Genomic DNA, 22,316 nt, shown 5'->3' with positions numbered 1-22,316 from the left:
CCGCGCCCGGTTGTCGCCGCAAAGGCGCCCCGCGGCGCGATCAGACCCCACGGAACGGGGTGATTGACGACGTCATGGAACTAGTATGGCACACAGGAACCCGGCAGCCGGAGGGGCAAGGCAGATGAGGCTCACCGTGAACGGAGTCGCCCATGACGTCGATGTGGAGCCCGCGATGCCGCTGTTGTGGGTGCTGCGCGACGTGCTGGGCCTGACGGGCACGAAATACGGTTGCGGCATCGCGCAATGCGGCGCCTGCACCGTCCATGTGGACGGGGTGGCCGAACGGTCCTGCCAGATCGCGGTGGGCGATCTATGGGGGCCGGTGACCACCATCGAGGGGCTGGGCACCCCCGCGTCGCCGCACCCGGTGCAGGCGGCCTGGATCGAGACCCAGGTCGCGCAATGCGGCTATTGCCAGTCGGGCCAGGTCATGGCGGCCGCGGCACTTCTGGCCGGGACCCCCGCGCCCTCGGACGCCGAGATCGACGCGGCACTTCAGGGCAATCTCTGCCGCTGCGGCACCTATCCGCGGATCCGGGCCGCAGTGGCGCGGGCCGCTTCCCGGATGCGGGAGGGCTGAGACGATGGCACGCTGGGGCCGGATCGCGCGGCGGGACTTCCTGATCGGCACGGCCGCGGTCGCGGGCGGCTTCGCGGTGGGCTATGTCCACATGCGCCGCCCCCATCCGAACCCGCTCGGCGCCGGCGCGGCGTCGGGGGGCGCCGCGCTCACCCCCTACGTGCTGATCGACGGGGCGGGCGTGACGCTCATCACCCCGCGGGCCGAGATGGGCCAGGGCGCGACCTCGGTCCAGGCGGCGCTGATCGCAGAGGAACTGGATGTCGCCTGGGACGACATCCGCACCGACCCCGGCCCCCCGGCCCCGGCCTATTACAACCGGTACGTCGTGGCCCAGGGCATGGCGGCGGCCACCGACGCAAGCTGGCAGGCCGACGCGACGCGCGCCTTCGGCCGGACGCTGAGCAAGGTGATGGGCCTGCAGATCACCGGGGGCTCGTCCAGCGTGCCCGACGCCTATGACCGGCTGCGCCGGGCGGGCGCGACGGCGCGGGCGATGCTGGTCGGCGCGGCGGCGGCGCGGCTGGGGGTGCCGGCCGAGCGCCTGTCGACGGAGGACGGCGCGGTGATCGCGCCGGACGGCACGCGCCTGGCCTATACCGAGCTTGCCGGGGAGGCGGCGGAGATCGACCCGCCGCGCGACGTGGCGCTGAAGGACCCCTCGGACTGGCGCTATCTGGGGAAACCGATGCGCCGGCTGGATATCGTGGCGAAATCGACCGGCACGGAACGCTATGGCATCGACCAGACCGCGCCGGGGATGCTGTATGCCGCGGTGCGCACCAACCCGCGCCGGGGCGGCGGCGTCCGGGGCTTCGACGCGCGGGCGGCCGAGGCGATGCGGGGCGTCGTCAAGGTGGTGCCGGTGACGGGCGGCGCAGGCGTGCTGGCCGACAACACCTGGCGCGCCTTCGAGGCGGTCCGCGCGATTTCCTTCGACTGGGGTCCGGCGCCCTACCCGCCCGACAGCGCGGGCCTGTTCGAGGCCATCGCCGGGGCCTTTGCCGAGGACGCCCGCGACAGCCGGCTGAAGGACGCGAGCGACGTGGAGGCGACGCTGGCGGGCGGCGCGGATGTGGCGGCGGAGTACCGCGTGCCCTTCCTGGCGCATGCGCCGCTGGAGCCGATGAGCGCCTTCGTCTGGCTGCGCGACGGGGAAATGGAGATCCGCGCGGGCACCCAGATCCCGCGCTTCGCGGTCAAGACCGCGGCCCGGGTCAGCGGGCTGCCGGAGGACGCGATCACGCTGAACGCGCTGCCCATCGGGGGCAGCTTCGGGCGGCGGCTGGAGGACGATTTTCTCGCCCAGGCGGTGGAACTCGCGATGGCGGCCGAGGGGCGGCCGGTGAAGCTGACCTGGTCGCGCGAGGAAGACATGACGCACGACTTCCCGCGCCCCGCGGCCATCGCGCGGGGGCGGGGCCGGGTCGAAGGCGGGCGGGTGACGGCGTTCGACCTGTCCATCGCCTGCCCCTCGGTCGCGGCCTCGCAGATGGGGCGGCTGGGGCTGGGCGTGCCGGGGCCGGATTTGTCCATCGTCGACGGCGCCTGGGACCAGCCCTTCGCGATTCCCGCCTACCGGGTGACGGGCTATCGCGCGCCCGAGACGGTGCCGGTCAGTTCCTGGCGCTCGGTGGGCGCGTCGGGCAACGGGTTCTTCCACGAATGCCTGCTGGACGAGCTGATCCGCGCCGCCGGGGCCGACCCGCTGGACGAGCGGCTCAGGCTCTGCACCCACGCGCCCTCGGCCCGCGTGCTGGAGGCGGTAGGCGAGATGGCGGGCTGGGGCAGCGATACGGGCCCCGGGCGCGGCCGGGGGCTGGCCTTCACGCTGTCCTTCGGGGTGCCGTGCGCCGAGGTGGTGGAGGTGACGGCGACCGGCCGGGGCATCCGCATCGACCGGGTCTTCGCGGCGGCGGAGGTGGGCCGGGTGCTCGACCCCGTCAACATCGAGAACCAGATGCAGGGCGGCGTGGTCTGGGGGCTGGGCCACGCCATCGGCGCGGAACTGACCTATGCGGACGGCCGGCCCGCGCAGGAGAATTTCGACAGCTATGCCGCGATGCGCATCGACCGGTGCCCCGAGATCACCGTGCGCGCGCTGGAAACCGGGGAGGCGATCCGCGGGATCGGCGAGCCCACCGTGCCGCCCGCCGCGCCCGCGCTGGCCAACGCGATTTTCGCGGCGACCGGCCGGCGCGTCCGCGAGATGCCGCTGAACCGGTCGGTCGATTTCGCCTGAGCGGGCGGCGCAGGCGGCCCGGCGCGGCCCTGCGTCCTCTTGTCTTGCCCCGGCCCCGGGGGCTAGATGCGCGCACCCGACGGATTTGCCCCAAAGGACATACGATGCCCGACGCCCACCCCACCGATTTCAACGACCGCATGCTGTCGCTGGGCCTTGCCCGCGTCTCGGAAAAGGCCGCGCTGGCCTCGGCCAAGCTGATCGGCCATGGCGACGAGAAGGCCGCCGACCAGGCCGCCGTCGACGGCATGCGCAGCGAGCTCAACAAGCTGGACATCTCGGGCGTGATCGTGATCGGCGAGGGCGAGCGCGACGAGGCGCCGATGCTCTTTATCGGCGAGGAGGTGGGGCTGGGCACCGGGCCCGCGGTGGACATCGCGCTCGACCCGCTGGAGGGCACGACGCTGACCGCCAAGGACATGCCGAACGCGCTGGCGGTGATCGCCATGGGGCCGCGCGGCACGATGCTGCACGCCCCTGACGTCTACATGGAAAAGCTGGCCATCGGGCCGGGCTACCCGGAGGGCATCGTGACGCTGGACATGCCCGCGGCGGAGCGCGTGCGCAAGCTGGCCGAGGCCAAGGGCGGCGACCCCGACGACATCACCGTCTGCATCCTGGAACGTCCCCGGCACGAGAAGATCATCGCCGAGGTGCGGTCCACCGGCGCGGCGATCCGGCTGATCACCGATGGCGACGTGGCCGGGATCATGCATTGCGCCGAGGCCGAGCGGACGGGGATCGACATGTACATGGGCGCGGGCGGCGCGCCCGAGGGGGTGCTGGCGGCGGCCGCGCTGAAATGCATGGGCGGGCAGATGTTCGGCCGGCTTCTGTTCCGCAACGACGACGAACGCGCCCGCGCCGACCGCGCCGGGATCGAGGACCGCGACCGGGTTTACGGCCGCGACGACCTGGTGCGCGCCGACGTGATCTTCGCCGCGACGGGTGTCACCGACGGCTCGCTGTTGCCGGGGATCAAGCGCGAGGTGGGCTGGCTGACCGCCGAGACGCTGCTGATGCGGTCAAAGACCGGCTCGGTCCGGCGAATGGTCTACCGCACCCCTGAAAACAGGGTATGACGCGGGCGTTTCTCGACGTCGACTGTTCGGCGACGGGCCGCCGCTGGGTGGGCCCCGATGCCGAGACGGCCAGGCAGGCCGAGGCGCTGACCCAGGCCGCGCGGCTGCCCGCGCCGGTGGCCGCGATCCTCGCCCGCCGCGGGATCGCCCCCGAGGGCGTGCCGGCCTTCCTGGACCCGACGCTGAAGGACCTGCTGCCCGACCCGCTGTCCCTGCGCGACATGGGAGCGGCGGCCGAACGGTTCCTCGCCGCGGTCACCGGGCGCGAGCGGATCGCGGTCTTTGCCGATTACGACGTGGACGGGGGCGCCTCGGCGGCGCTGCTGCTGACCTGGCTGCGCGAGATGGGGCATGCGGCCACGCTCTACATCCCCGACCGGATCGACGAGGGCTACGGGCCGAACGAACCCGCCATGGCCGCGCTCGCCCGCGACCACGACCTGATCGTCTGCGTCGATTGCGGGACGCTGTCGCATGACGCGATCGCCGCCGCCGAGGGCGCCGACGTGATCGTGCTGGACCACCACCTGGGGGCCGAGACCCTGCCGCCCGCGCGCGCGGTCGTGAACCCCAACCGGCAGGACGAGACCGGCGAGCTGGCCCATCTCTGCGCCGCGGGCGTGGTGTTCCTGATGCTGGTGGAGGTCAACCGCCAGATGCGCGTGGCGGGGCGCGCGGGGCCGAACCTGCTGGGCTTCCTCGACCTCGTCGCGCTGGCCACCGTGGCCGATGTGGCGCCGCTGACGGGCGTGAACCGCGCGCTGGTGCGCCAGGGGCTGAAGGTGATGGCGGGGCGCAAGCGGCCCGGGCTGGTGGCGCTGGGCGACGTGGCGCGGATGAACAGCGCGCCGACGCCCTATCACCTGGGGTTCCTTCTGGGCCCGCGGGTCAACGCGGGCGGGCGCATCGGGCAGGCCGACCTGGGCGCGCGGCTGCTGGCCACCGGCGACCCGGACGAGGCCGCCGCGCTGGCCGAGAAGCTGGACCAGCTGAACACCGAGCGGCGCGAGATCGAGGCCGCGGTGCGCGCCGCCGCGCTGGAGCAGGCCGAGGCGCGGGGGCTGGACGGGCCGCTGGTCTGGGCCGCGGGCGAGGGCTGGCACCCGGGCGTGGTGGGCATCGTCGCGAGCCGGCTGAAGGAGGCGACGAACCGCCCCGCCATCGTGATCGGATTCGATGGCGACGAGGGCAAGGGCTCGGGCCGGTCGGTGTCGGGCGTGGACCTGGGCGCCGCGGTGCAAAGGCTGGCCGCCGAGGGCCTGCTGGTGAAGGGCGGCGGGCACCGGATGGCGGCGGGGCTGACCGTGGCGCGCGACCGGCTGGAGGCGGCGATGGAACGGCTCGGCGCGCTGCTGGCGAAACAGGGCGCGGGCGACCGCGGCCCGGCGGACCTGCCGCTCGACGGGGTCTTGATGCCGGGCGCGGCCACGGTGGAGCTGGTCGAGCAGATCGACGCCGCGGGGCCGTTCGGCGCGGGCGCCCCTGCCCCGCGCTTCGCCTTCCCCGGGATGGCCATAGGATTCGCCCGGCGGGTGGGCGAGAGCCACCTCAAGATCGGATTCGGCGACGGAATCGGGCCGCGGCTGGACGCCATCGCCTTCGGCGCGTTCGACGGACCGCTCGGCCCCCTGCTGGAGAGCCATGGCGACGCGCGGTTCCACCTGGCCGGCCGGCTGGAGGTCAACGACTGGGGCGGCCGGCGGCAGGTGCAACTGCGGCTCGAGGACGCCGCGCGGGCGGTCTGAGCGGGACGCGAAAAAACCGGCAAGAATCCTCTTGCGCAGGGCGCCGGTTTTTTCTAGGTAACGCCGCACGCACCGGCATGGCCCGTTCGTCTATCGGTTAGGACGCCAGGTTTTCAACCTGGAAAGAGGGGTTCGATTCCCCTACGGGCTGCCACTTCCCATCAGGCACGAGTTTATCCGAGGCACCCCGGCGGGTGCTCCTCAGCCATGCACGGCCCTGAAAGCCGCGGTGAACGCGCGGGCGGGTATGGCCGATGCGCGCGCCCTGCCCGGTCCGCGGGCGCCGCCTGCGTTCCGCGATCCGGCGCGAGATCGTGGCGCGCCCGCAGCATCCGGCGGTCTCAGCCTATTCCCCGAGACGGTCGCCCCGCAAAGGGCCGCAGGCGGCGGGCACTGGCCCCGGATCGCCGGGCTTGCCGCGGGGCGATTCACGCGTCCCGGTTGCTCCGCATCGTGTGAATGACCCGGCGCATGAGGTCGAGGAAGATGGCTTTCTCCTCCTCCGAAAGGGCCGCGAGGGCCGCGTCGTTCTGGTCCTTGGCCGACGTCGTCGCCGGGGCGCGGAGCGCGAGGGCGGCCGGGGTGAGCCAGGCCTGTTGCGACCGCGCGTCGTCGGGATGCGGGCGGCGTTCGACAAGGCCGTCGCGCTCCATGCGCCGCAGCGTGTTCGCCATCGTGGCCTGCTCGACATCGAGGCGGTCGACGAGTTGGCGCTGCGTGAGCCCGTCCTCCTGCCAAAGCTCCAGGAGCGTCATGAACTGCGCCGGCGCCAGGCCCATGGGATGAATGCGCCGGTGAAGCCCGTGAAAGAACAGCCGTGCCATGTGGTTGGCGAGATATCCGGCCGAGGCGTCCTTCCGGAACCGCGCGGTCGCGCCGGGGCCTGTTGCGGCGGCCTTGCCGTCATCGCTTTTGGAAGTCCCGGTCTCTGTCATCCGTGAAAGCCCTCGTTGCGCATCGGCGACCCGGCGGGGATGCGGGACTCCTCCGCGCCGCACGCTTTTTGAATAGCCCGCTATCCTGCCAGGCACAACCGAAACGGGCGCCGACGCGTCCTGCCGGGCCTCCTGGCCCCAGGCGCGCGCAGGCGTCCCTCCCGGGCGCGCCCCGATCGCCGTATTGCATAGCGCGCTATCTTTATGCTATATAGCCCGCTATGGAATCACCGAACGAGGCACCCCATGATCGCGAAAACCCTCCACCCCGTTGCCGGAACACTTGCACTGGCGACGATCACAACCTTCTGGATCTCCACCGCCGTCACGGAAACGGTCGGCTCGGCGGAGGCCGTCGTGGCGGTCAAGACCGCAATCCCCTGGGGCTTTCTGTTGCTGGTTCCGGCCCTGATCGCGGCTGGCGGCAGCGGGGTCGCGCTGTCGCACGGCGCCAAGGCCGGGCTGGCCCGGGTGAAGCGCAACCGGATGCCGACGGTGGCGTTCAACGGCGTCGTCGTCCTGATTCCGGCTGCTCTGTTCCTGGCCCAGAAGGCGCGGGCCGGCGCGTTCGACAGCGCGTTCTACACCGTCCAGGCGCTCGAACTCCTGGTGGGCGGGATCAACATCGTCCTGCTGGGCCTGAACATGCGCGACGGCCTTCGCATGACGGGGCGGCTTCGGGCCGGAAAGCCCGCGCGGCGATAAACACCGACAGCGAAAGGACCCGACCGAATGTTCCCCTTCAAACCTGGCGGTCTCGCCGTCCTGCTCGGCGCGGGGGTCCTGGCCAGTTGCGGGCCCGAGCAGATGAAGACCCTCCGGCAGGCCGAGACCGCCCTCATCGGCGAAGACGCCTCCGTGCTCGCGGCATGCATCGGCGCACCCGTTGCCGTCCGCGACGCCCCGGACGGCGTGGGGAAGGTCCATGCCTTTTCCTCGGCCCAGGCACGTGGCGCGGACGGGACATTGCGCGCGGCGCCAAGGCCAAAGGCCGAAAGCCGCGCAACGGCCTGCGTGATCGAATTCGCCGTCGCGGACGGGCGCATCCGCGCCATGGATGTCGAGAACCGCGGCGGCTGGGGCGGCGGACGCATCAAGCGCTGCGCCGCCATCGTCCGACGCTGTGGGCCCCAATGACGCCGGCGGCCGGCCGGGGCCGCGGCGGGCGGCCCGCCGCGTCGGCGCAGGGGCGCGACACGCGTCGCGCACTCACGCCGCGGGCGGACTGCCCGAAAGACCGCAGCGCCGCCGGCGTTCAGAAGTCCTGCCAGCCATCGCCGTTGACCACGGCCTTTCGCGGCGCGGGCGCAGCGGCCTGCGGCCGGGGGACCACGCCCGGCGCCGCGGTCGACCGACCGCCACCGCCCCGGAGCGTGAAACGCTCGACCTGCCGTTCAAGCGCCGTCGCCTCCTGCTGCAGGTTCACCGCGGCGGCGGAGGTTTCCTCGACCATCGCCGCGTTCTGCTGGGTGACCTTGTCGAGTTCCGTCGCGCCCACGTTGATCTCGCCGAGGCCGACGGATTGTTCGTTCGCACCGGTGGCGATCGCCGACATCTGGTCGGCCACCTTCGCGACCCGCTCGACGATGCCGGTGAGGGATTCGCCGCCGCGGTTGACCAGCCCGACCCCCTTCTCGACCTGAACGGAACTCGAATCGATCAGCTGCTTGATGTCCTTCGCCGCCTCGGAGGAGCGTTGCGCCAGCGCCCGGACCTCGGACGCCACGACGGCAAAGCCGCGGCCGGCCTCGCCCGCGCGCGCGGCCTCGACCCCCGCGTTCAGGGCCAGCAGGTTGGTCTGGAAGGCGATGTCGTCGATCACCCCGATGATCTGCGTGATCTCGTCGGAGGACTTCTCGATTTCCGACATCGCGCCGATCGCATCGCGCACGATCGCCCCGGAGCTCTGCGCATCCTGCCGGGTGTCGGCCATCGACCGCTCGACATTCGCCGCGGCCTCCGCGGCCGACCGCACGGAGGTGGTCAACTCATCGAGGGCCGCGACCGTTTCCTCGAGGGTTGCGGCCTGGCTTTCGGTGCGCCGCGCAAGCTCGTCGGAGCCGGCGCTGATCTCGTCCGACCGCGCCCGAATCTCGCGGATGCTTTCGGACAGGGTGGCCATCATGTCGTTCAGCGTGTTGATGGTGGCGTTGAAGTCCTCGCGCAGCGCCTCGTACGATCCCGAGAACCTGTCGTCGATGGTCCGCGACAGATCGCCCGCGGCCAGGGCCCGGAGGCTGGAGGCCAGTGTCTCGACCACCCGGGCCTGTTCTTCCTGCTGCCGCTCCTGGTCTTTCTCAAGCTCCTCTTTCTGGAGCAGACCCTCCCGCAACGCTTCGACGGAGGCCGCCATCGTGCCGACGTCGTCGGTTCTTTCGGTGCCGCGCACCTGCTCGCCGTACTGCCCGGAGGCGAGCTTGTTGACCGAGGCGAGCATGTCGCTGAGCGGGCGCCCGACCAGAGAGCGCGCGGTCAGGTAGATCGTGGCAAGCGCCATGAGAAGAATGAGCACGCCGCTGAAAACCGCTTCGACGACGGCGCTTCGGACCGGCGCGGTGAAGACCGCCGCGGGCACGTCCAGCAGCGTCGCCCAGGTGGTGTTCATGCCCGGCGCCGTGAACGGGTAGACCAGGCGCGTCGCGCCGCCCGGCAGGCCCTCGATCACCCGCGGCTCGCCATCGGACAGCGCCGCCATGATGAGGTCCGCGCCGGCCTCGTCGTAAGGTTGCGTGAGATCGGTCTCGTCCGGGTTGGCCAGCCACTTGCCGCCGCTGTCGACCAGCGTGACGCGCCCGCCCTCGAACGTCTTGAGACCGCCGAGCATCGTGGTCAGGTCGGTCAGCACGATGTCGACGCCGGCGACACCGGCGATGCGGCCCTCGACCCGCACGGGAACCGCGACCGAGGTCAGCAGGCGATTCTCGGTCGACAGGTAGGGCTCGGTGATGATGCTCTTGCCGCCCCTGACGGGCAGCGCGAACCACTGGGCGTCGGTTTCGATCGGGAAGGTCTGGAACTCCAGCCCGCCCGCTGTCGACTTGGTCCAGTAGGGGGTAAACACCCCGTTGTCGTTCCGGCCTTCGCCGCCCGCGATGAAGTCGTCCGTCGCGCCATCGGGCAGCCCGGCCATCCAGGCCGAAAAGACCGTGTCGTACTGCGTCGGAACGCCCTTGAGAATCTCGATGACGTCCGATGCCGTTGCGTCGCCGGTGGCCATGTAGCCGGCCAACCCGCCGCTCAGCGCCGCGCCCGCCGATGTCGCCTCGGTCACCTGAGCCGCGATCGTCTGCGCGATCGCGCCCGCCTTTTCGGTGGCAAGCTCCATCACCTGGTGGTCGGCCCGATGCGACGCGCGCCAGCCGCTGTATCCGATATAGCCCGAAACGATCAACGTGATCGCGATTCCGGCTGCGAGGACGAGTTTCCCCGTCACGGTCCTCAGAAGTTCCTGCATGGCCGATGCGCCCTGTGTGCTGGTTGACTTGGGCACATGTGTCGTCGCAAGGCGTCAACGCCGGTTTAACATACCCCCGCAAGATATCGACAATGCCCGTAGAATGCGCGCCATCGCCCGGCCGCCGGGACCCCGCGGGGGCGGGCTCTCGCCCCCGCGGGTCGCCGACAGGCCCTGCGTCACGGGCGGGGCGGCCTCAGAAGGTGCGCGCCAGGGTGAGCTTGATCGTCCGCCCCGGGGCGCGCCGCGTGGCCAGATGCGGCGTGTAGTCCAGGTCGAAGGCGTTCTCCATGCCGAGCCGGATTTCGGTGCCCTCGAAGGGGCCCGTCCCGGGCCGCCAGGTGGCGCGGAGGTTGTGCACGGTGCTGGACGGCGTCGGGGTCGCCGACCGGTCCATCCGGGCGTCGTGCACCACCTCCCAACTCAGGTCGAGGCGGTCGCCCCACTTGCGCCCCAGCGTCACGCGCAGCTGGTCGGCCGGCGTGCCCTCCCAGTCGTCCCCGAGGCCCGGCGTGCGGTTCTCGCCGCGCGCGATATTGGCGTTCACGTCGACGTAGTGGCCCGTAGACAGGCTGTAGGCGGCTTCCAGTTCCAGCCCCTCCATCCGCGCCTCGGTGATCGGGGTCATCATGGACGTCGTGTAGGAGGTGATGTCCCAGATATCGGTGTGATAAAGATTGGCCTTGAGGGCGAAATCGTCGCCGTCGCGGACCACCCCCGCGCGGTCGTAGGACAGCCCGATCTCGTAGCTGCGGGCCTTTTCGCTCCGGGTCATGTAGGCGGGCGTGCCGAGATCGTCGAGGATCGGCAGGTTCTCGGTATAGGCCGCGCTGCCGAACACGGCCCAGCCATTGCCGAAGGCGTAGCGCGCCGAAATCCCGCCCATCAGCGCGTCGTTGTCGTAGTCGCCATAGGCCGACCCGCCGATCTCCTGCGTCTCGAACCGCAGGGCGGGCGTCAGGGTCAGCCCGCCCATCGTCATGTCGTCCACCACGAAAAGGGCCAGCCGTTCGTCGGTGCCGCCGGGCGCCGAGTTCGCGTCGAGCCGGTCCTTGCGGACCAGTTCGATGCCGGTGCGCAGGTCGTGGCCGACCGCGCCCAGGTCGAACAGCGCCTGGTTCTTCACCGTCAGCTTGGCCGTCTCGTAGCGGTGGTCGGCATTGGTCGTCGGAAAGCCGCCCGGCGGGAAGGGAAAGCCGCAGCCCCCGCCCTCGCAGGACGAACTGCCGGGCACGTATTGCTGGTCGATCTTCTGGTCGGCATAGGACAGCGTCGCGGTAAGGTTCACCAGCGGGTTGTCGGCCGGATCGAAGCGGTATTCCAGCACCGCGGTGCGCGACCGGGTCTCGCGGTCGACATTGCCGAACGAGCCGGGGGCCGTGCCGAAGGTGTCGTAGGGCACGTCGGTCTCGTCGGAACTGGTGTCCGAGAAGCTCAGGCTGACGGAATGCGCGTCGCCCGCGCCGAAGGTGTATTTCCCCTTCACCAGCCAGGACGGCAGGTCGAACCCGTCTGCGCCGATATCGTCGCCCGATCCGTCCTGCTGCACGTCCTGGCTGCGCCAGGTGTAATTGCCCAGGAACTCCAGCCGCTCGGTCGGTTGCCAGGCCAGGATCGTCGAGGACGCCCACGCATCGCCGTTGGTCCCGTATTGCAGGGTCTGGCGCAACTTGAAGCCGGGCTCGCCCCCGGTGAAATCCGAGGCGTCCTTGCTGTCCAGCCGCACCAGCCCGCCGACGATGCCAGAGCCGTATTCGAAGGTGCCCGCGATGCCGCGGATCACCGTCACCTCCTCGTAGAGCTCGGGGTCGGTGAACAGCTGGGTGCCGATCCGGTAGAGCTCCTCCGAGCCCACGCTGGCGCCGTCCACCTGGATCGCCACCTTCTGGTCGGACCCGTAGGTGGCATTCGCGCCGAAACCGCGGATGTTGATGCCCGAGCCCTGCGGCGTGGTGCCGTTGATCAGCGTCACGCCGGGCACCGAATCGACCAGCTCGGCCACGGTCGAGGCCTGACGGTCCTCGATTTCCTCCTGGTCGACGACGGTCTCGGCGGTGGCGGTATCGGTCAGGACCTCGCGCTTGCTCTTGGCGAGGAAGACCGGATCGAGGGTGAAGCTGTCCTGCGCCGCGGCCGGCAGGGCAAGCGTAAGGGCCGTGCCGCCCAGCAGCAGGCACATGATCTTGGATCGCGCGTTCATACCTATCCCCTTGTCAGAACACGAATTTGACGTGGCTGGCGGAAGGCTGGCGCGTGATGTTCTCGATGATCGCCCCGTTCGGCCGAACGGGGCTGTTGCATCGGCTAGTTAATCTGATAGTTTCTGTCAACATTGAAGGCCGCGCGAACGGCCCAGCGATCCAGCAAGGCCGGGGCCGCGCCCCGGACAGCCAGGCCGCATTCCACGACAACCGATGTGAAGGGAGCCTCCCATGGGAGAGGGCACTGCACTGTCGCCGGAGCGGATCAGGGCCGTCCGGCAGGAAAAGTCCACCATGCGCAGCCGCGACCTGGCCGACAGTCTCGGGATCGCCGAGGCCGACGTGCTGGCCGCGCAGACGGGCCGGGGCGTCACGCGGATCGCGGCGCACCCGGACGCGCTGATGCGGGCGATGCCGGGGTTCGGCACGGCGATGGCGCTGACGCGGAACGAAAGCGCGGTGATCGAGAAGACCGGGGATTACGGCGACTACACCCCCGGCGCCCATGCGGCGATGGTCCTCGGCCCCGCGATCGACCTGCGGATTTTCCCGAAACACTGGGTGCATGCCTTCGCCGTCGAGGAGGAGAAGGGCGGCCGGCTCCGCCGCTCGATCCAGGTGTTCGACGCGGCGGGGGATGCGGTGCACAAGGTGTTCCCGCAGGCAGACGGGATCGCGGCGAAATGGGACGACCTGGTGGCCGGGCTCCGGCTCGGGGACCAGTCCCAAACCCTTGCGCTGGCGCCGCGCGCCCCGGCCGAGCCCGCGAAATCCGGCCCGGCCAAGGCCGACCGGCTGCGCTCGGAGTGGGACAGGCTGAGCGACACCCACCAGTTCCTGCAGATGGTGCGCAAGCTGCGCATGAACCGGCTGGGCGCCTACCGCATCGCCGGGGCGCCCTACGTGCGCGCGCTCGATCCCGGCTGCATGGGCGGGCTGCTGGAGGCGCTCGCCGCCGACGCGCTGCCCTTCATGCTGTTCGTGGGCAACCGGGGCTGCATCGAGATCCATGGCGGCCCGATCCGCACGGTCAAGCCGACCGGCCCCTGGCTGAACATCCTCGACCCCGATTTCAACCTGCACCTGCGCGGCGATCACGTCGCCGAGGTCTGGGCGGTCGCGAAACCGACGAAACGCGGCCCGGCGATCTCGGTCGAGGCGTTCGACGCGACGGGCGGGCTGATCCTGCAAGCCTTCGGCCAGCGCGTGGGCGAGGTGGACCACACGCCGGCGTGGAACGCCTTGGTGGCCGCCCTGCCGAGCCTTGCGCAGGAGGTGACGGCATGATCCGGCCCCTCGTTGCCGCACTCGCCCTGGCGACCGCCCTGCCGGCCCATGCGGCCGAGCGGGTGGTCTCGGTCGGCGGGTCGATCACCGAAATCGTCGTCGCGTTGGGCGAGGCGGACCGCCTGGTGGCCCGCGACACCACCTCGACCTGGCCCGGCTCCGTGCGCGACCTGCCCGACGTCGGCTATGTGCGCCGGCTCTCTCCCGAGGGCGTGCTGTCGGTGGACCCCGACCTGATCCTCGCCGAAGAGGGCGCGGGCCCGCCCGAGACGGTCGACCTGTTGCAGGACGCCGCGATCCCCTTCGTCGAGATCCCCGACGGCTACGACCGCGCCGCGGTGCTGGCCAAGATCGCCGCCGTGGCCGAGGCGCTGGAGGTGCCCGGCAAGGGCGCGGCCCTGGCCGAAGAGGTCGGCGCGGCACTGGATGCGGCCGCCGCCGAGGCCGCCGGGGGACCCGGACGCCGGGTGATGTTCGTCATGTCGGTGCAGGGCGGGCGTATCCTGGCCGCCGGGCGGGACACCGCCGCGGACGGAATCATCCGGCTTGCGGGCGGCGAGAACGCCGTGACCGCCTTCGAGGGCTACAAGCCGCTGACCGACGAGGCCGTGACGCAAGCCGCGCCCGAGGTGATCCTGATGATGGCGCGCGAGGGCGCGGACGACACCGCCGACCAGGTTCTGGCCCACCCCGCGATCCGCACCACGCCCGCGGCGAAGGCGGAGGCCGTCGTCCGGATGGACGGGCTGTATCTGCTGGGCTTCGGCCCGCGGACGGCCCAGGCGGTGCGCGACCTGTCGGACGCGCTGGCGCGGGCGGGGAGCTGAGCCGATGGTCGCGCTCGATCCCGAGATCGCCGCGCCAGACTGGGACCGCCGGCCGCGCGCCCGCCGCACCACGCTGGCGCTGGCCGTCGCGCTGGCCGCGATCGCGCTGCTCGGCCTGACCGTGGGCGCGGCGGGCACCTCGCCCTGGGCGGTTCTGGCCGACCTTCTGGCGGGCCGCGAGGTGGCGCTGGCCGACCGGATCGTTCTTCTGGACATCCGCCTGCCGCGGCTGGCGATGGGGGCGTTGGTGGGCGCCTCGCTGGCGGTTTCCGGGGCGGTGATGCAGGGGCTGTTCCGCAACCCGCTGGCCGATCCGGGGCTGGTGGGCGTCAGCGCGGGGGCCGGGCTGGGCGCGATCGCCGCGATCGTGCTGGGCGGGCTGCTGCCGGCGGGGCTCGCCGCAGCGCTGGGCTATTACGCCGTGCCGGTGGCGGCCTTCTTCGGCGGCTGGGCCTCGACCCTGGTGCTCTACGGGATCGCCACGCGGCGCGGGCGCACCTCGGTCGCCACGATGCTTCTGGGCGGGATCGCGCTCGGGGCGCTGGCGGGGGCCTTGTCCGGGATCCTCGTCTACATGGCCGACGACGCGCAACTGCGCGACCTGACCTTCTGGGGGCTCGGCTCGCTGGCGGGCGCGACCTGGGCGAAACTCGCCGCCGCCGCGCCGCTGATGGTGCTGGCGCTGGCCTGTGCGCCGATGCTGGCGCGGGGGCTGAACGGGCTGGCGCTCGGCGAAACCGCGGCGTTTCATATCGGCATCCCCGTCCAGCGCCTGAAGACCGTCGCGATCCTGACCGTGGCGGGCGCCACCGGGGCCGCGGTGGCGGTCTCGGGCGGGATCGGCTTCGTCGGCATCGTGGTGCCCCACCTGTTGCGGCTGGCCACCGGGCCCGACCACCGGTCGCTCCTGGTCAACGCCGGCCTTCTGGGCGCGGCGCTGCTGATCCTTGCCGATATCGTCGCGCGCGTCGTGATCGCGCCCGCCGAACTGCCCATCGGCATCGTCACCGCCGTCCTGGGCGGGCCGTTCTTCCTGTGGATCCTGCTGCGCAAGCGCGGCGTGCTGGACCTCTGACCGATGCTCGACGCCACCCATATCCACGTCCGCCTCGGCCGGCGCGCAATCCTTCACGGGGTCGATTTCCGCGCCCGGCCGGGCGAACTCACCGCCATCGTCGGCCCGAACGGATCGGGCAAGACGACGCTTCTGCGGGCGCTCACGGGCGATCTCTCCCGGGGGGGGCGGGTCCGGCTGAACGGCCAGGACCTCGCCACCCTTCGCCCCTGGGTGCTCGCGGGCCTTCGGGCGGTGCTGCCGCAGGCGACCCCGCTGGCCTTTCCGTTCACCGCCGCCGAGGTCGTGCGGCTGGGCCTGATGGGCGGGACCGAGGCGGCCGAGACCGACCTCGTGCCCAAGGCGCTGGCCCGCGTCGGGCTGGCGGGCTTCGAGGGACGCTACTACCAGGAGCTTTCCGGCGGCGAGCAGCAGCGCGTGCAACTGGCGCGCGCATTGGCGCAGGTATGGCACCCGACGCCCCACGGGCAACCGCGCTGGCTGTTTCTCGACGAACCGGTGTCCAGCCTCGACATCGGCCACCAGCTGCAGGTGATGCAGGTCGCCCGCGACTATGCCGACCAGGGCGGCGGAGTGGTCGCGGTGATGCACGACCTGAACCTCACCGCGATGTTCGCCGACCGCGTCACGCTTCTGGCCGAGGGGCGCGTGCTGGGCCGGGGCGCACCGGCCGAGGTGCTGTGCGACGACCTGCTGAGCCGCGCCTACCGCTGCCCGATCCGGGTCAACACCCCACCCGCGGGCGGCACCTTCCTCTTGCCCCACGCGGCGGGGCGCATCGCCGCGGAATGAAGGAGACAGGGATGGATTTCGCAACCCGAACCGACGAGATCGCCGCCTTTCTGGACAAGGGCGGCCCGGCCATCTGGGCCATCGCCGCGCTGTCGGTCGCCACGCTGGCGCTGATCCTGTGGAAATGCTGGCGGCTGGCCGTCGCGGGCGCCTGGTCGCGGCGCCGGCCGGCCCGCGCGGTGGAGTTGTGGCTGGCGGGGGACGTGCCAGGGGCGCGCAGCACGCTGGAAGGCGCAGGCGGGCTGCGCGCGCGCGCCGTGGCCGCCGCGATCGAGGCCCGGCTCGATCCCGAACTTGACGGCGCGACCGCCCGCGAAGAGGTGGCGCGGGTCGCGACCGGCGACCTGGCGCGGGCGCGCTCGGGCCTGCGGGCGCTGGAACTGATCGCGACCATCGCGCCGCTGCTGGGCCTTCTGGGTACCGTCCTGGGCATGATCGCCGCGTTCCAGACGCTCCAGGCGACCGGGGCGCGCGCTGATCCGGCGGCGCTGGCGGGCGGCATATGGGAGGCGCTTCTGACCACCGCCGCCGGCATGGCCGTGGCGATCCCGGCCTCGGTGGCGCTGTCCTGGTTCGAAAGCGTGACCGAGGGCGTGCGGCTGGACATCGAGGATGCCGCGACGCGCATCCTGACCCGCGGCGGGCCGTCCCGCGCGGCGTTCCGGGCAGCCGCGGAATGAGCCTCGGCCTCGCCCCCGCCCTGCCCCGGCGCCGGCCCAGCCTGACGCCGATGATCGACGTGGTGTTCCTGCTCCTGGTGTTCTTCATGCTGGCCGCGCGCTTCGGCCAGGACACGGCGATCCCGCTGGCGGCGGGCGGCGGCGCGGGCGAGCCATGGTCCGGCCCGCCCAGGCTGGTCGACATCGGCCCGGAGGCGGTGGCCCTGAACGGGGTGGAGACACCGCTGGCGGAACTTGCGGACGCGGTGCGGCCGCTGACCGGGGCGCCCGACGACCCGGTGGTGCTGCGCGCGCGCGACGGGGCGGCGTTGCAACGGGTGATCGCGGTGTCGGACGCCCTGGCCGCGGCGGGGTTCCAGCGCCTTGTTCTGGTGGAGTGAGCCATGCGCCTGTCCGCACCGCCCCCGAGACCGCAACGCGAAAGCGTGGTCCCCATGATCAACGTGGTGTTCCTGCTGCTGGTGTTCTTCCTGATCAGCGCCCAGCTGACCCCGCCCGAGCCGTTCGAGATCGCCCTGCCCGAGGCAACGACGGCCGAGCGCGCGGCGGAGGGGCGCGACGTGCTCTATGTCGGGGCCGACGGCGGCCTGGCCTATCGCGCGGCGCGGGGCGCGGACGCGGTCGCCCTTGTGGCGGCGGAAGCGCGCGACGGGCCGCTTCTGGTCCGGGCCGACCGGGCGGTGCCGGGGGCCGAGATCGCGCGGCTCCTGGCACGGCTGGCCGCGGCGGGCATCGCGCGGGTCGACCTGGTCGCGACGGGGGGCTGAGACGATGCGGGCCATGGCCGAAACCCTGATCTTCGGCGGCGCGGCGCTGGCGCTGCACCTCGTGGCCTGGCCGGCCGACACGCCCCGTGGGGCGGAGTCGGCCGGCGGTGGCGGGGCGGACCTGGTGACGATGTCGGCCGCCTCCGCCGCCGTGGCGCGCGCGGTCGCCGAATGGGAGCGCCCCCCTGCCCCCGCGATGGACGCGCCCGCCGCCCCGGCGCCCCCCGCCCTGCCCCACAGCGCCGCGCCATCGCCCATCGCCGACACGGCCCCGCCCCGGCACGCGGCGTTGCCCCGGTCCCCGACGCGGCCTGCGGCGCTTTCCCCCCCGCCGGCCATACCGAAACCGCCGGACCGGGCGCCGACTGCGCGCCGAGTGGAGGCGAAACCGGCCACACCGGACACGCCCCGGCCGCCGCCGCGCCCGGCACGAACGCCGACGAAGCGGAACACGGACACGCCGCCCCCGCAGGCGGAGCCGTCCCCGGCCCCCTCCCGGGCCTCGGCGGCGCAGGTCGCCCGCCGGGCCGCTGGCGACGGCGGGACCGCCCGCGGCCGGGCGGCCCCGGCGCAAAGCGCGACATTGTCGCCGGCCAGGGCGCGCAACCTGATGGCGGAATGGGGCGGGCAGATCCGGACCCGGATCGCGCGGGGTGTGCCGCGGGGTGCGGGGTCGGGAACGGCGGTCGTGCGGCTGACGGTGTCGGCCGATGGCGGCCTGGTGGCCGTGGGGCTTGCGAAATCGTCGGGCAACCCGCGGATCGACGCGCTTGCGCTTCAGGCCGTGCGCCGCGCGGGCCGGTTTCCCGCCGCCCCCGCGCAACTCGGCCTCAGCCAGCAGAGCTTCACGCTGCCGGTGCAGTCGCGCTGAGGCCGGAAGACCGGCGCGCCAAAGACGGTGCGCCGTCGCGGCATGGCCGCCGCGCAGGTGTCAGTGCAGCCCCGAAACCCGCGCGTCGTCCTGTCGGGCGCGGACGAGGCCGAGAAGCGCCAGGCCCAGATCCTCGGCCAGCTGCACGGCGTGGAAGGCCCCCTGCGGCCCCAGAAGCGCCAGCGCAAAGACCAGCGCGTCGTCGCGTTCGCCGCCGATGGCGGCCGCGACCATTTCGGCAAAGGCGTTTTCGTCGCCGCTGACCTCGCGATGCTCCGGCGGGTTGCGGACGATCGGCCGGCGCCCCTGCGTGAGCGCCAGTTCCATCAGGGCGTCGAGCACCTCCTCCCGTGCCTCGGCGCCGGGGCCGAAGACATGGGCGAAGTTGCGGCGCATCCGCGCGCGCGCCGCCGGTCCGGCGGTCCAGCCGCGCAGGCAGCGGATCGCCGCACGCTCGACCGGCGCGAGCGCATCGAGATACGCGACGGGCGCGGCGCCCCGGCTGCGCAGCGCAGCGCTCATTTCGTCAGGATCAGCTTGCCCGCGCGGGTGATGCGCAGGGTGTAGGCCATGCCGTCCAGAACGATCACCGCGGTCGTGCCCCCGACCGTCAGGACGCGCGCGTCGTGGACCGGCAGGGCCTCGGGTTCGCGCATGGTCTCGGGCCGGCTCATTCCGCGACCGCCCGCCGCGCCACCCGGTCCAGCAGGGGTTCCAGCGCCGCCGCATCCGCCGCCGGACCGGTTCCCGCGGCCGACAGCGCCTCCTGCCAGATGTCCCACCGGTCCGCCGCCGGCCCGCCTGCCGTTGCCGCGTCCGCCTGTGCCGTGTTGTGCCGTTTCATGGTCTCCCTCCTGTCTTCCTCGTTTCCCGCACCCGGGCCGCTGACGCGGTCCCTCGTCCGGCCAGGCCCGTTGTTCCCGGTCACATCGCATCGGCCAGTTCCCTTTCTCCGGTCTCCTCGGCAAGGATCGCGGCCAGTCCCTCGCGATAGCTCGGATAACGCAGCGCGAAACCCGGCAGCGCCGTCAGCCGGTCATTGCGCAGCCTGCGGTTTTCCGCCCAGAAGGCGGCGGCCATCGGGGGCAGGTCGGCCCGGTCGACGGGCACGCGCGGCGGCGCCGGCTGCCCCAGAAGCACCGCGGCATGGTCCAGCACATCGGCGCTGGCCGCGGGCAGGTCGTCGGCCAGATTCAGAATCCGGGTCCCGTCGGGCCGGGCCATCGCGGCGACGATGGCCGCGGCGATATCGTCGACATGGATGCGGTTGAAGACCTGTCCGGGCTTGTCGACCGCCCGCGCCCGGCCCGCGCGGACCTGCGCCAGCGCGTTGCGCCGGCCGGGGCCGTAGATCCCGGCGATACGCAGGATGTCGAGCGCCGCCCCGGTCCGCCCGGCCAACGCGCGCCAGCCGATCTCGGCCCCGATGCGGGCGCGGGCGTCCGGCGTGGCCGGGGCGGGCGCGCGGGTCTCGTCGATCCACGCCCCGCCGCAATCGCCGTAGACCCCGGTCGAGGACAGGTAGCCGATCCAGCGCAGCGTCGGCAGGTCGACGCTGGCCGCCTGCAGCGCGGCCAGCGCCGGACAGGCGGCCTCGGGCGCGGCGCGGCTGTCGGGCGGGATCGAGACCAGCAGGTCGGTCGCGCCGCCGAGCCAGTCGCGCAGCGTGGCCGCGGCGGGCGGCCGCCCGGCGTCGAAGAGATGCGCCCGCACGCCCGACCCGGCCAGATCGGCGGCACGGACCGGATCGCGCGTCGTGACCGACACGCACGCGCCCGCAGCATGGGCGAGCGCGGCGGCGCGGGCGCCCGCATAGCCTGCCCCGAAGACGAAGAGATGCCGCCCGTGCAGCCCCCCGGTCATGCCGCCACCCCGTCGGCCAGCCGGTCGCGCAGCGCCTCGAACGCGGCGACCTGGGCGGGGATCAGGGCGCGCGTCTCATCCCGGCCGAGATAGACCTTGAACAGGCACCCGCCTTGCGCGTCGAGGAACTGCACCGAGCGGGTTTCCATCCCGAACAGCGGCCGCGCCACGAAGGCCATCTGCGCGCAGGCACCCGCCCGGATATGCCCGCCGATCGGTTTGCCGTGCAGGTTGAAGAAGCCCTGCGCCACCTGCCCCTCGGGCAATTGCCCCTTCGCCTCGAAGATCACGTCGCCGGTGTTCACGACCAGCGTGATCTCGCCCCAGCGGGCGATCTCGGCCATCGCGTCCTCGAAGGCCGCGCCGGGCACGAGCGTGGCTTCGCCGTCCGGCAGGCAGGCCAGAACCGCGGCGACGCTGGCCCCCGCCTTTTGGGCGACGTCCTCCAGCGCGGCGCCGGGATGATCGGCGAGAACGGCGCCGATCGCGGCGGCGGTGTCGGGTGTCGGGGTCATCATGCGGTCTCCTTTTGATTGGCGTCGGCCAGGCAGGCATCGGTCCAGGCGATCAGGCGCGCGGTCATCGCGACCTGCCAGAACCGGCCGGCCAGCGTGAGGTCGCACGCCGCGGGCCGCGCCGTCAGCAGCCCGGCGCGCTGCCATTGCGCCACCAGCGGCGCGGCGAGGTTTTCGAACCCGGCGGGCCGGCCGCAGGCGGTCAGCGCGCGGTCGACCGGGGCGAACGCCAGGCGCCCGCGCTCCATGCCCGCCTTGATCGCGGCATGCACCGGGGCCAGCGGCGCGGGGCGCATCATGCCGGCGATCAGCCGCGCGCCGCCCTGCCCCGCCCCGGCAAGATAGGCGTCCAGATCGGGCGTGATCCGGTAGCCGTGGCCGTGCAGGGTGCCGCCCGCGCCCGCGCCGAAGGCCAGGCACTGCGCCCCGGCCTTGACCTCGAAATTGTAGATGCTGCGCTCGCGGGTGCCGCGCCGCCAGTGGGTCGTGGAAATCGCCGCCCAGCCGGCGCGGTCCATCTCTTCGGCCCCGTCGGCGTAATAGTGGCCCAGTTCCGTGGGCGCGGCCGGGGTCAGCTTGCCCTTGTCCTGCGCGATCAGGAGCGGCGTGCCGGGGATCGCCTTCAGCGAATAGAGGTCGAGCCCGTCGAGCCCCAGCGCCGCGGCCTGTCGCACATCCGCGCGGAAGGTCGCGCGGTCCTGTCCGGGCAGCCCGTAGATCAGGTCGATCACCACCGCGCCGCGATCGAGCGCCACCAGCCCCTCGAGAAAGCGCCGCGTCTCGGCCCGGGTCGACTTGCGCCCCATGCGCCGGCGCACGCCGTCATCGAAGGTCTGCACCCCCAGCGATACGCGGTTCACGCCCGCGTCGAAGGCCGCGCGCGCCTTTTCCAGGCCGAAGCTGACGATCCGGCCCTCCAGCGTGATCTCGCAATCGGGGGCCAGCGGCAGGTGGCGGCGCAGCCCCTCGACCAGGCGGGCGAGATCGCGCGCGGCCAGCGCCGTGGGCGTGCCGCCGCCCAGGTAGACCGCGCGGAGCGGATGGCCCCGCTGCACCGCCGTCTCCGCCCCGGCCGCAAGCTGGGCCAGCACCGCGTCGACATAGGGTGCCCCGAGTTCGCGCCGCCAGGGATTCTGGTAGAAGCCGCAGAACAGGCAATGGTTCTCGCAAAAGGGCACATGCACATAGGCGACCGAGGCGCCGGCGCGCGGGGTGCCCGCCAACCGATCCCACAGGCCGGCGACCTCCTGCGCCCCGACCGGCGCCCCGCCGCCCTGCGCATGCGCGCCCGCGCGGCCGGAAAACGCGTCGGCAAGGGGATCGGTCGAAAGGCGGGCGAAATGGGCGTCGGGCTCGCACAGGCGGTCCCCCGCGTCTGATCTCTGAACGTTCATTCA

Annotated in this window: 23 protein-coding genes and 1 tRNA gene; 15 read left to right on the top strand and 9 right to left on the bottom strand. The window is 72.6% G+C overall.

Annotated features, from left to right (window positions below; genetic code table 11):
- Positions 1 to 124 precede the first annotated feature (124 nt).
- The 5 genes from BUR28_RS17560 to BUR28_RS17540 all read left to right on the top strand — a co-directional run bounded on the left by BUR28_RS17560 (position 125) and on the right by BUR28_RS17540 (position 5,806).
- A complete protein-coding gene (locus BUR28_RS17560; protein WP_074221292.1) occupies positions 125 to 583 on the top strand; it encodes a (2Fe-2S)-binding protein in 459 nt (152 codons plus the stop codon).
- A gap of 4 nt (positions 584 to 587) precedes the next feature.
- Positions 588 to 2,825 carry a xanthine dehydrogenase family protein molybdopterin-binding subunit gene (locus BUR28_RS17555; protein WP_074221291.1) on the top strand — a complete coding sequence of 746 codons (2,238 nt, stop codon included), beginning with the start codon at positions 588 to 590 and terminating at the stop codon, positions 2,823 to 2,825.
- Between the two features lie 104 nt (positions 2,826 to 2,929).
- Complete coding sequence (glpX, locus tag BUR28_RS17550; RefSeq protein WP_074221290.1) at positions 2,930 to 3,907, top strand: class II fructose-bisphosphatase; 978 nt, start codon at positions 2,930 to 2,932, stop codon at positions 3,905 to 3,907.
- Positions 3,904 to 5,652, top strand: a complete 1,749-nt coding sequence (gene recJ, locus BUR28_RS17545) for a single-stranded-DNA-specific exonuclease RecJ (RefSeq protein ID WP_074221289.1) — start codon at positions 3,904 to 3,906, stop codon at positions 5,650 to 5,652. The genes glpX and recJ overlap by 4 nt, the downstream gene beginning before the upstream one ends.
- Positions 5,653 to 5,731: 79 nt before the next feature.
- Positions 5,732 to 5,806, top strand: a tRNA-Glu gene (locus BUR28_RS17540).
- A gap of 274 nt (positions 5,807 to 6,080) precedes the next feature.
- Here BUR28_RS17540 and BUR28_RS17535 read toward each other — a convergent pair.
- Positions 6,081 to 6,587 carry a MarR family winged helix-turn-helix transcriptional regulator gene (locus tag BUR28_RS17535; protein ID WP_083626712.1) on the bottom strand — a complete coding sequence of 169 codons (507 nt, stop codon included), beginning with the start codon at positions 6,585 to 6,587 and terminating at the stop codon, positions 6,081 to 6,083.
- Positions 6,588 to 6,833: 246 nt separating this feature from the next.
- Between BUR28_RS17535 and BUR28_RS17530 the strand changes: the two genes are divergently transcribed.
- Together BUR28_RS17530 and BUR28_RS17525 are read left to right on the top strand one after the other, a co-directional pair.
- Entirely contained in the window at positions 6,834 to 7,292 is a 459-nt protein-coding gene (locus BUR28_RS17530; RefSeq protein ID WP_254813770.1) for a hypothetical protein, read from the top strand.
- A gap of 27 nt (positions 7,293 to 7,319) precedes the next feature.
- Positions 7,320 to 7,724 carry a PNPOx family protein gene (locus BUR28_RS17525; protein ID WP_074221288.1) on the top strand — a complete coding sequence of 135 codons (405 nt, stop codon included), beginning with the start codon at positions 7,320 to 7,322 and terminating at the stop codon, positions 7,722 to 7,724.
- A 118-nt stretch (positions 7,725 to 7,842) separates the two neighbouring features.
- Here the strand turns inward: BUR28_RS17525 and BUR28_RS17520 are convergent, their stop codons facing one another.
- Together BUR28_RS17520 and BUR28_RS17515 are read right to left on the bottom strand one after the other, a co-directional pair.
- Positions 7,843 to 10,041: a methyl-accepting chemotaxis protein gene (locus BUR28_RS17520; protein ID WP_074221287.1), complete on the bottom strand. Its 2,199-nt coding sequence runs from the start codon at positions 10,039 to 10,041 to the stop codon at positions 7,843 to 7,845.
- 196 nt (positions 10,042 to 10,237) lie between these two features.
- Positions 10,238 to 12,241, bottom strand: coding sequence for a TonB-dependent receptor plug domain-containing protein (locus tag BUR28_RS17515; RefSeq protein WP_139307612.1), 2,004 nt, complete (start codon positions 12,239 to 12,241; stop codon positions 10,238 to 10,240).
- 232 nt (positions 12,242 to 12,473) lie between these two features.
- Between BUR28_RS17515 and BUR28_RS17510 the strand changes: the two genes are divergently transcribed.
- The 8 genes from BUR28_RS17510 to BUR28_RS17475 are packed head-to-tail and all read left to right on the top strand — an operon-like array spanning position 12,474 to position 18,541.
- Positions 12,474 to 13,529 (top strand): hemin-degrading factor, encoded by a 1,056-nt coding sequence (locus tag BUR28_RS17510; RefSeq protein ID WP_074221286.1) that lies wholly within the window; start codon positions 12,474 to 12,476, stop codon positions 13,527 to 13,529.
- A complete protein-coding gene (locus BUR28_RS17505; protein WP_139307611.1) occupies positions 13,526 to 14,356 on the top strand; it encodes a heme/hemin ABC transporter substrate-binding protein in 831 nt (276 codons plus the stop codon). Before BUR28_RS17510 ends, BUR28_RS17505 begins: the two co-directional genes overlap by 4 nt.
- Before the next feature lie 4 nt (positions 14,357 to 14,360).
- The gene (locus tag BUR28_RS17500) at positions 14,361 to 15,431 is read left to right on the top strand and encodes a FecCD family ABC transporter permease (RefSeq protein WP_074221285.1); all 1,071 of its coding nucleotides are present in this window, start codon (positions 14,361 to 14,363) and stop codon (positions 15,429 to 15,431) included.
- Positions 15,432 to 15,434: 3 nt separating this feature from the next.
- Complete coding sequence (locus BUR28_RS17495) at positions 15,435 to 16,223, top strand: heme ABC transporter ATP-binding protein (RefSeq protein WP_074221284.1); 789 nt, start codon at positions 15,435 to 15,437, stop codon at positions 16,221 to 16,223.
- Positions 16,224 to 16,234: 11 nt separating this feature from the next.
- The gene (locus BUR28_RS17490) at positions 16,235 to 16,903 is read left to right on the top strand and encodes a MotA/TolQ/ExbB proton channel family protein (protein ID WP_254813769.1); all 669 of its coding nucleotides are present in this window, start codon (positions 16,235 to 16,237) and stop codon (positions 16,901 to 16,903) included.
- Positions 16,900 to 17,283 carry an ExbD/TolR family protein gene (locus BUR28_RS17485; RefSeq protein ID WP_074221282.1) on the top strand — a complete coding sequence of 128 codons (384 nt, stop codon included), beginning with the start codon at positions 16,900 to 16,902 and terminating at the stop codon, positions 17,281 to 17,283. Before BUR28_RS17490 ends, BUR28_RS17485 begins: the two co-directional genes overlap by 4 nt.
- 45 nt (positions 17,284 to 17,328) lie before the next feature.
- Positions 17,329 to 17,670, top strand: a complete 342-nt coding sequence (locus tag BUR28_RS17480; protein ID WP_371441605.1) for a biopolymer transporter ExbD — start codon at positions 17,329 to 17,331, stop codon at positions 17,668 to 17,670.
- Positions 17,671 to 17,683: 13 nt separating this feature from the next.
- Positions 17,684 to 18,541: an energy transducer TonB gene (locus BUR28_RS17475; protein WP_074221280.1), complete on the top strand. Its 858-nt coding sequence runs from the start codon at positions 17,684 to 17,686 to the stop codon at positions 18,539 to 18,541.
- A 60-nt stretch (positions 18,542 to 18,601) separates the two neighbouring features.
- Here BUR28_RS17475 and BUR28_RS17470 read toward each other — a convergent pair whose 3' ends face one another.
- The 6 genes from BUR28_RS17470 to hutW all read right to left on the bottom strand — a co-directional run bounded on the left by BUR28_RS17470 (position 18,602) and on the right by hutW (position 22,313).
- Positions 18,602 to 19,063, bottom strand: a complete 462-nt coding sequence (locus BUR28_RS17470) for a hypothetical protein (RefSeq protein ID WP_074221279.1) — start codon at positions 19,061 to 19,063, stop codon at positions 18,602 to 18,604.
- Positions 19,060 to 19,215 carry a hemin uptake protein HemP gene (gene hemP, locus BUR28_RS17465; protein WP_074221278.1) on the bottom strand — a complete coding sequence of 52 codons (156 nt, stop codon included), beginning with the start codon at positions 19,213 to 19,215 and terminating at the stop codon, positions 19,060 to 19,062. The genes BUR28_RS17470 and hemP overlap by 4 nt, the downstream gene beginning before the upstream one ends.
- Positions 19,212 to 19,385 (bottom strand): hypothetical protein, encoded by a 174-nt coding sequence (locus BUR28_RS20755; RefSeq protein WP_175566975.1) that lies wholly within the window; start codon positions 19,383 to 19,385, stop codon positions 19,212 to 19,214. Before BUR28_RS20755 ends, hemP begins: the two co-directional genes overlap by 4 nt.
- Positions 19,386 to 19,465: 80 nt before the next feature.
- On the bottom strand, positions 19,466 to 20,404 hold the full coding sequence (locus BUR28_RS17460; protein ID WP_074221277.1) for an NAD-dependent epimerase/dehydratase family protein: 939 nt from the start codon (positions 20,402 to 20,404) through the stop codon (positions 19,466 to 19,468).
- Positions 20,401 to 20,922: a heme utilization cystosolic carrier protein HutX gene (hutX, locus tag BUR28_RS17455; RefSeq protein WP_254813768.1), complete on the bottom strand. Its 522-nt coding sequence runs from the start codon at positions 20,920 to 20,922 to the stop codon at positions 20,401 to 20,403. Before hutX ends, BUR28_RS17460 begins: the two co-directional genes overlap by 4 nt.
- Positions 20,919 to 22,313 (bottom strand): heme anaerobic degradation radical SAM methyltransferase ChuW/HutW, encoded by a 1,395-nt coding sequence (gene hutW / locus BUR28_RS17450; RefSeq protein WP_074221276.1) that lies wholly within the window; start codon positions 22,311 to 22,313, stop codon positions 20,919 to 20,921. Before hutW ends, hutX begins: the two co-directional genes overlap by 4 nt.
- Positions 22,314 to 22,316: the final 3 nt, after the last annotated feature.

The organism is Rhodovulum sp. ES.010 (assembly GCF_900142935.1).
Classification (GTDB): Bacteria; Pseudomonadota; Alphaproteobacteria; order Rhodobacterales; family Rhodobacteraceae; genus Rhodovulum.
The sequence above is the reverse complement of the archived record's forward strand: the minus strand, read 5'-3'. Positions and strand labels throughout refer to the sequence as shown.

What these genes read in the sequence shown, in the direction of transcription:
- BUR28_RS17515 (WP_139307612.1), bottom strand. Translation starts at nt 12,241, where the DNA reads ATGAACGCGCGATCCAAGATCATGTGCCTGCTGCTGGGCGGCACGGCC.
- BUR28_RS17560 (WP_074221292.1), top strand. Translation starts at nt 125, where the DNA reads ATGAGGCTCACCGTGAACGGAGTCGCCCATGACGTCGATGTGGAGCCC.
- BUR28_RS17520 (WP_074221287.1), bottom strand. Translation starts at nt 10,041, where the DNA reads ATGCAGGAACTTCTGAGGACCGTGACGGGGAAACTCGTCCTCGCAGCC.
- BUR28_RS17495 (WP_074221284.1), top strand. Translation starts at nt 15,435, where the DNA reads ATGCTCGACGCCACCCATATCCACGTCCGCCTCGGCCGGCGCGCAATC.
- hemP (WP_074221278.1), bottom strand. Translation starts at nt 19,215, where the DNA reads ATGAGCCGGCCCGAGACCATGCGCGAACCCGAGGCCCTGCCGGTCCAC.
- hutW (WP_074221276.1), bottom strand. Translation starts at nt 22,313, where the DNA reads ATGAACGTTCAGAGATCAGACGCGGGGGACCGCCTGTGCGAGCCCGAC.
- BUR28_RS17460 (WP_074221277.1), bottom strand. Translation starts at nt 20,404, where the DNA reads ATGACCGGGGGGCTGCACGGGCGGCATCTCTTCGTCTTCGGGGCAGGC.
- BUR28_RS20755 (WP_175566975.1), bottom strand. Translation starts at nt 19,385, where the DNA reads ATGAAACGGCACAACACGGCACAGGCGGACGCGGCAACGGCAGGCGGG.
- BUR28_RS17525 (WP_074221288.1), top strand. Translation starts at nt 7,320, where the DNA reads ATGTTCCCCTTCAAACCTGGCGGTCTCGCCGTCCTGCTCGGCGCGGGG.
- BUR28_RS17510 (WP_074221286.1), top strand. Translation starts at nt 12,474, where the DNA reads ATGGGAGAGGGCACTGCACTGTCGCCGGAGCGGATCAGGGCCGTCCGG.
- BUR28_RS17535 (WP_083626712.1), bottom strand. Translation starts at nt 6,587, where the DNA reads ATGACAGAGACCGGGACTTCCAAAAGCGATGACGGCAAGGCCGCCGCA.
- hutX (WP_254813768.1), bottom strand. Translation starts at nt 20,922, where the DNA reads ATGATGACCCCGACACCCGACACCGCCGCCGCGATCGGCGCCGTTCTC.
- BUR28_RS17500 (WP_074221285.1), top strand. Translation starts at nt 14,361, where the DNA reads ATGGTCGCGCTCGATCCCGAGATCGCCGCGCCAGACTGGGACCGCCGG.
- BUR28_RS17475 (WP_074221280.1), top strand. Translation starts at nt 17,684, where the DNA reads ATGGCCGAAACCCTGATCTTCGGCGGCGCGGCGCTGGCGCTGCACCTC.
- recJ (WP_074221289.1), top strand. Translation starts at nt 3,904, where the DNA reads ATGACGCGGGCGTTTCTCGACGTCGACTGTTCGGCGACGGGCCGCCGC.
- BUR28_RS17490 (WP_254813769.1), top strand. Translation starts at nt 16,235, where the DNA reads ATGGATTTCGCAACCCGAACCGACGAGATCGCCGCCTTTCTGGACAAG.
- BUR28_RS17470 (WP_074221279.1), bottom strand. Translation starts at nt 19,063, where the DNA reads ATGAGCGCTGCGCTGCGCAGCCGGGGCGCCGCGCCCGTCGCGTATCTC.
- BUR28_RS17485 (WP_074221282.1), top strand. Translation starts at nt 16,900, where the DNA reads ATGAGCCTCGGCCTCGCCCCCGCCCTGCCCCGGCGCCGGCCCAGCCTG.
- BUR28_RS17530 (WP_254813770.1), top strand. Translation starts at nt 6,834, where the DNA reads ATGATCGCGAAAACCCTCCACCCCGTTGCCGGAACACTTGCACTGGCG.
- BUR28_RS17555 (WP_074221291.1), top strand. Translation starts at nt 588, where the DNA reads ATGGCACGCTGGGGCCGGATCGCGCGGCGGGACTTCCTGATCGGCACG.
- BUR28_RS17505 (WP_139307611.1), top strand. Translation starts at nt 13,526, where the DNA reads ATGATCCGGCCCCTCGTTGCCGCACTCGCCCTGGCGACCGCCCTGCCG.
- glpX (WP_074221290.1), top strand. Translation starts at nt 2,930, where the DNA reads ATGCCCGACGCCCACCCCACCGATTTCAACGACCGCATGCTGTCGCTG.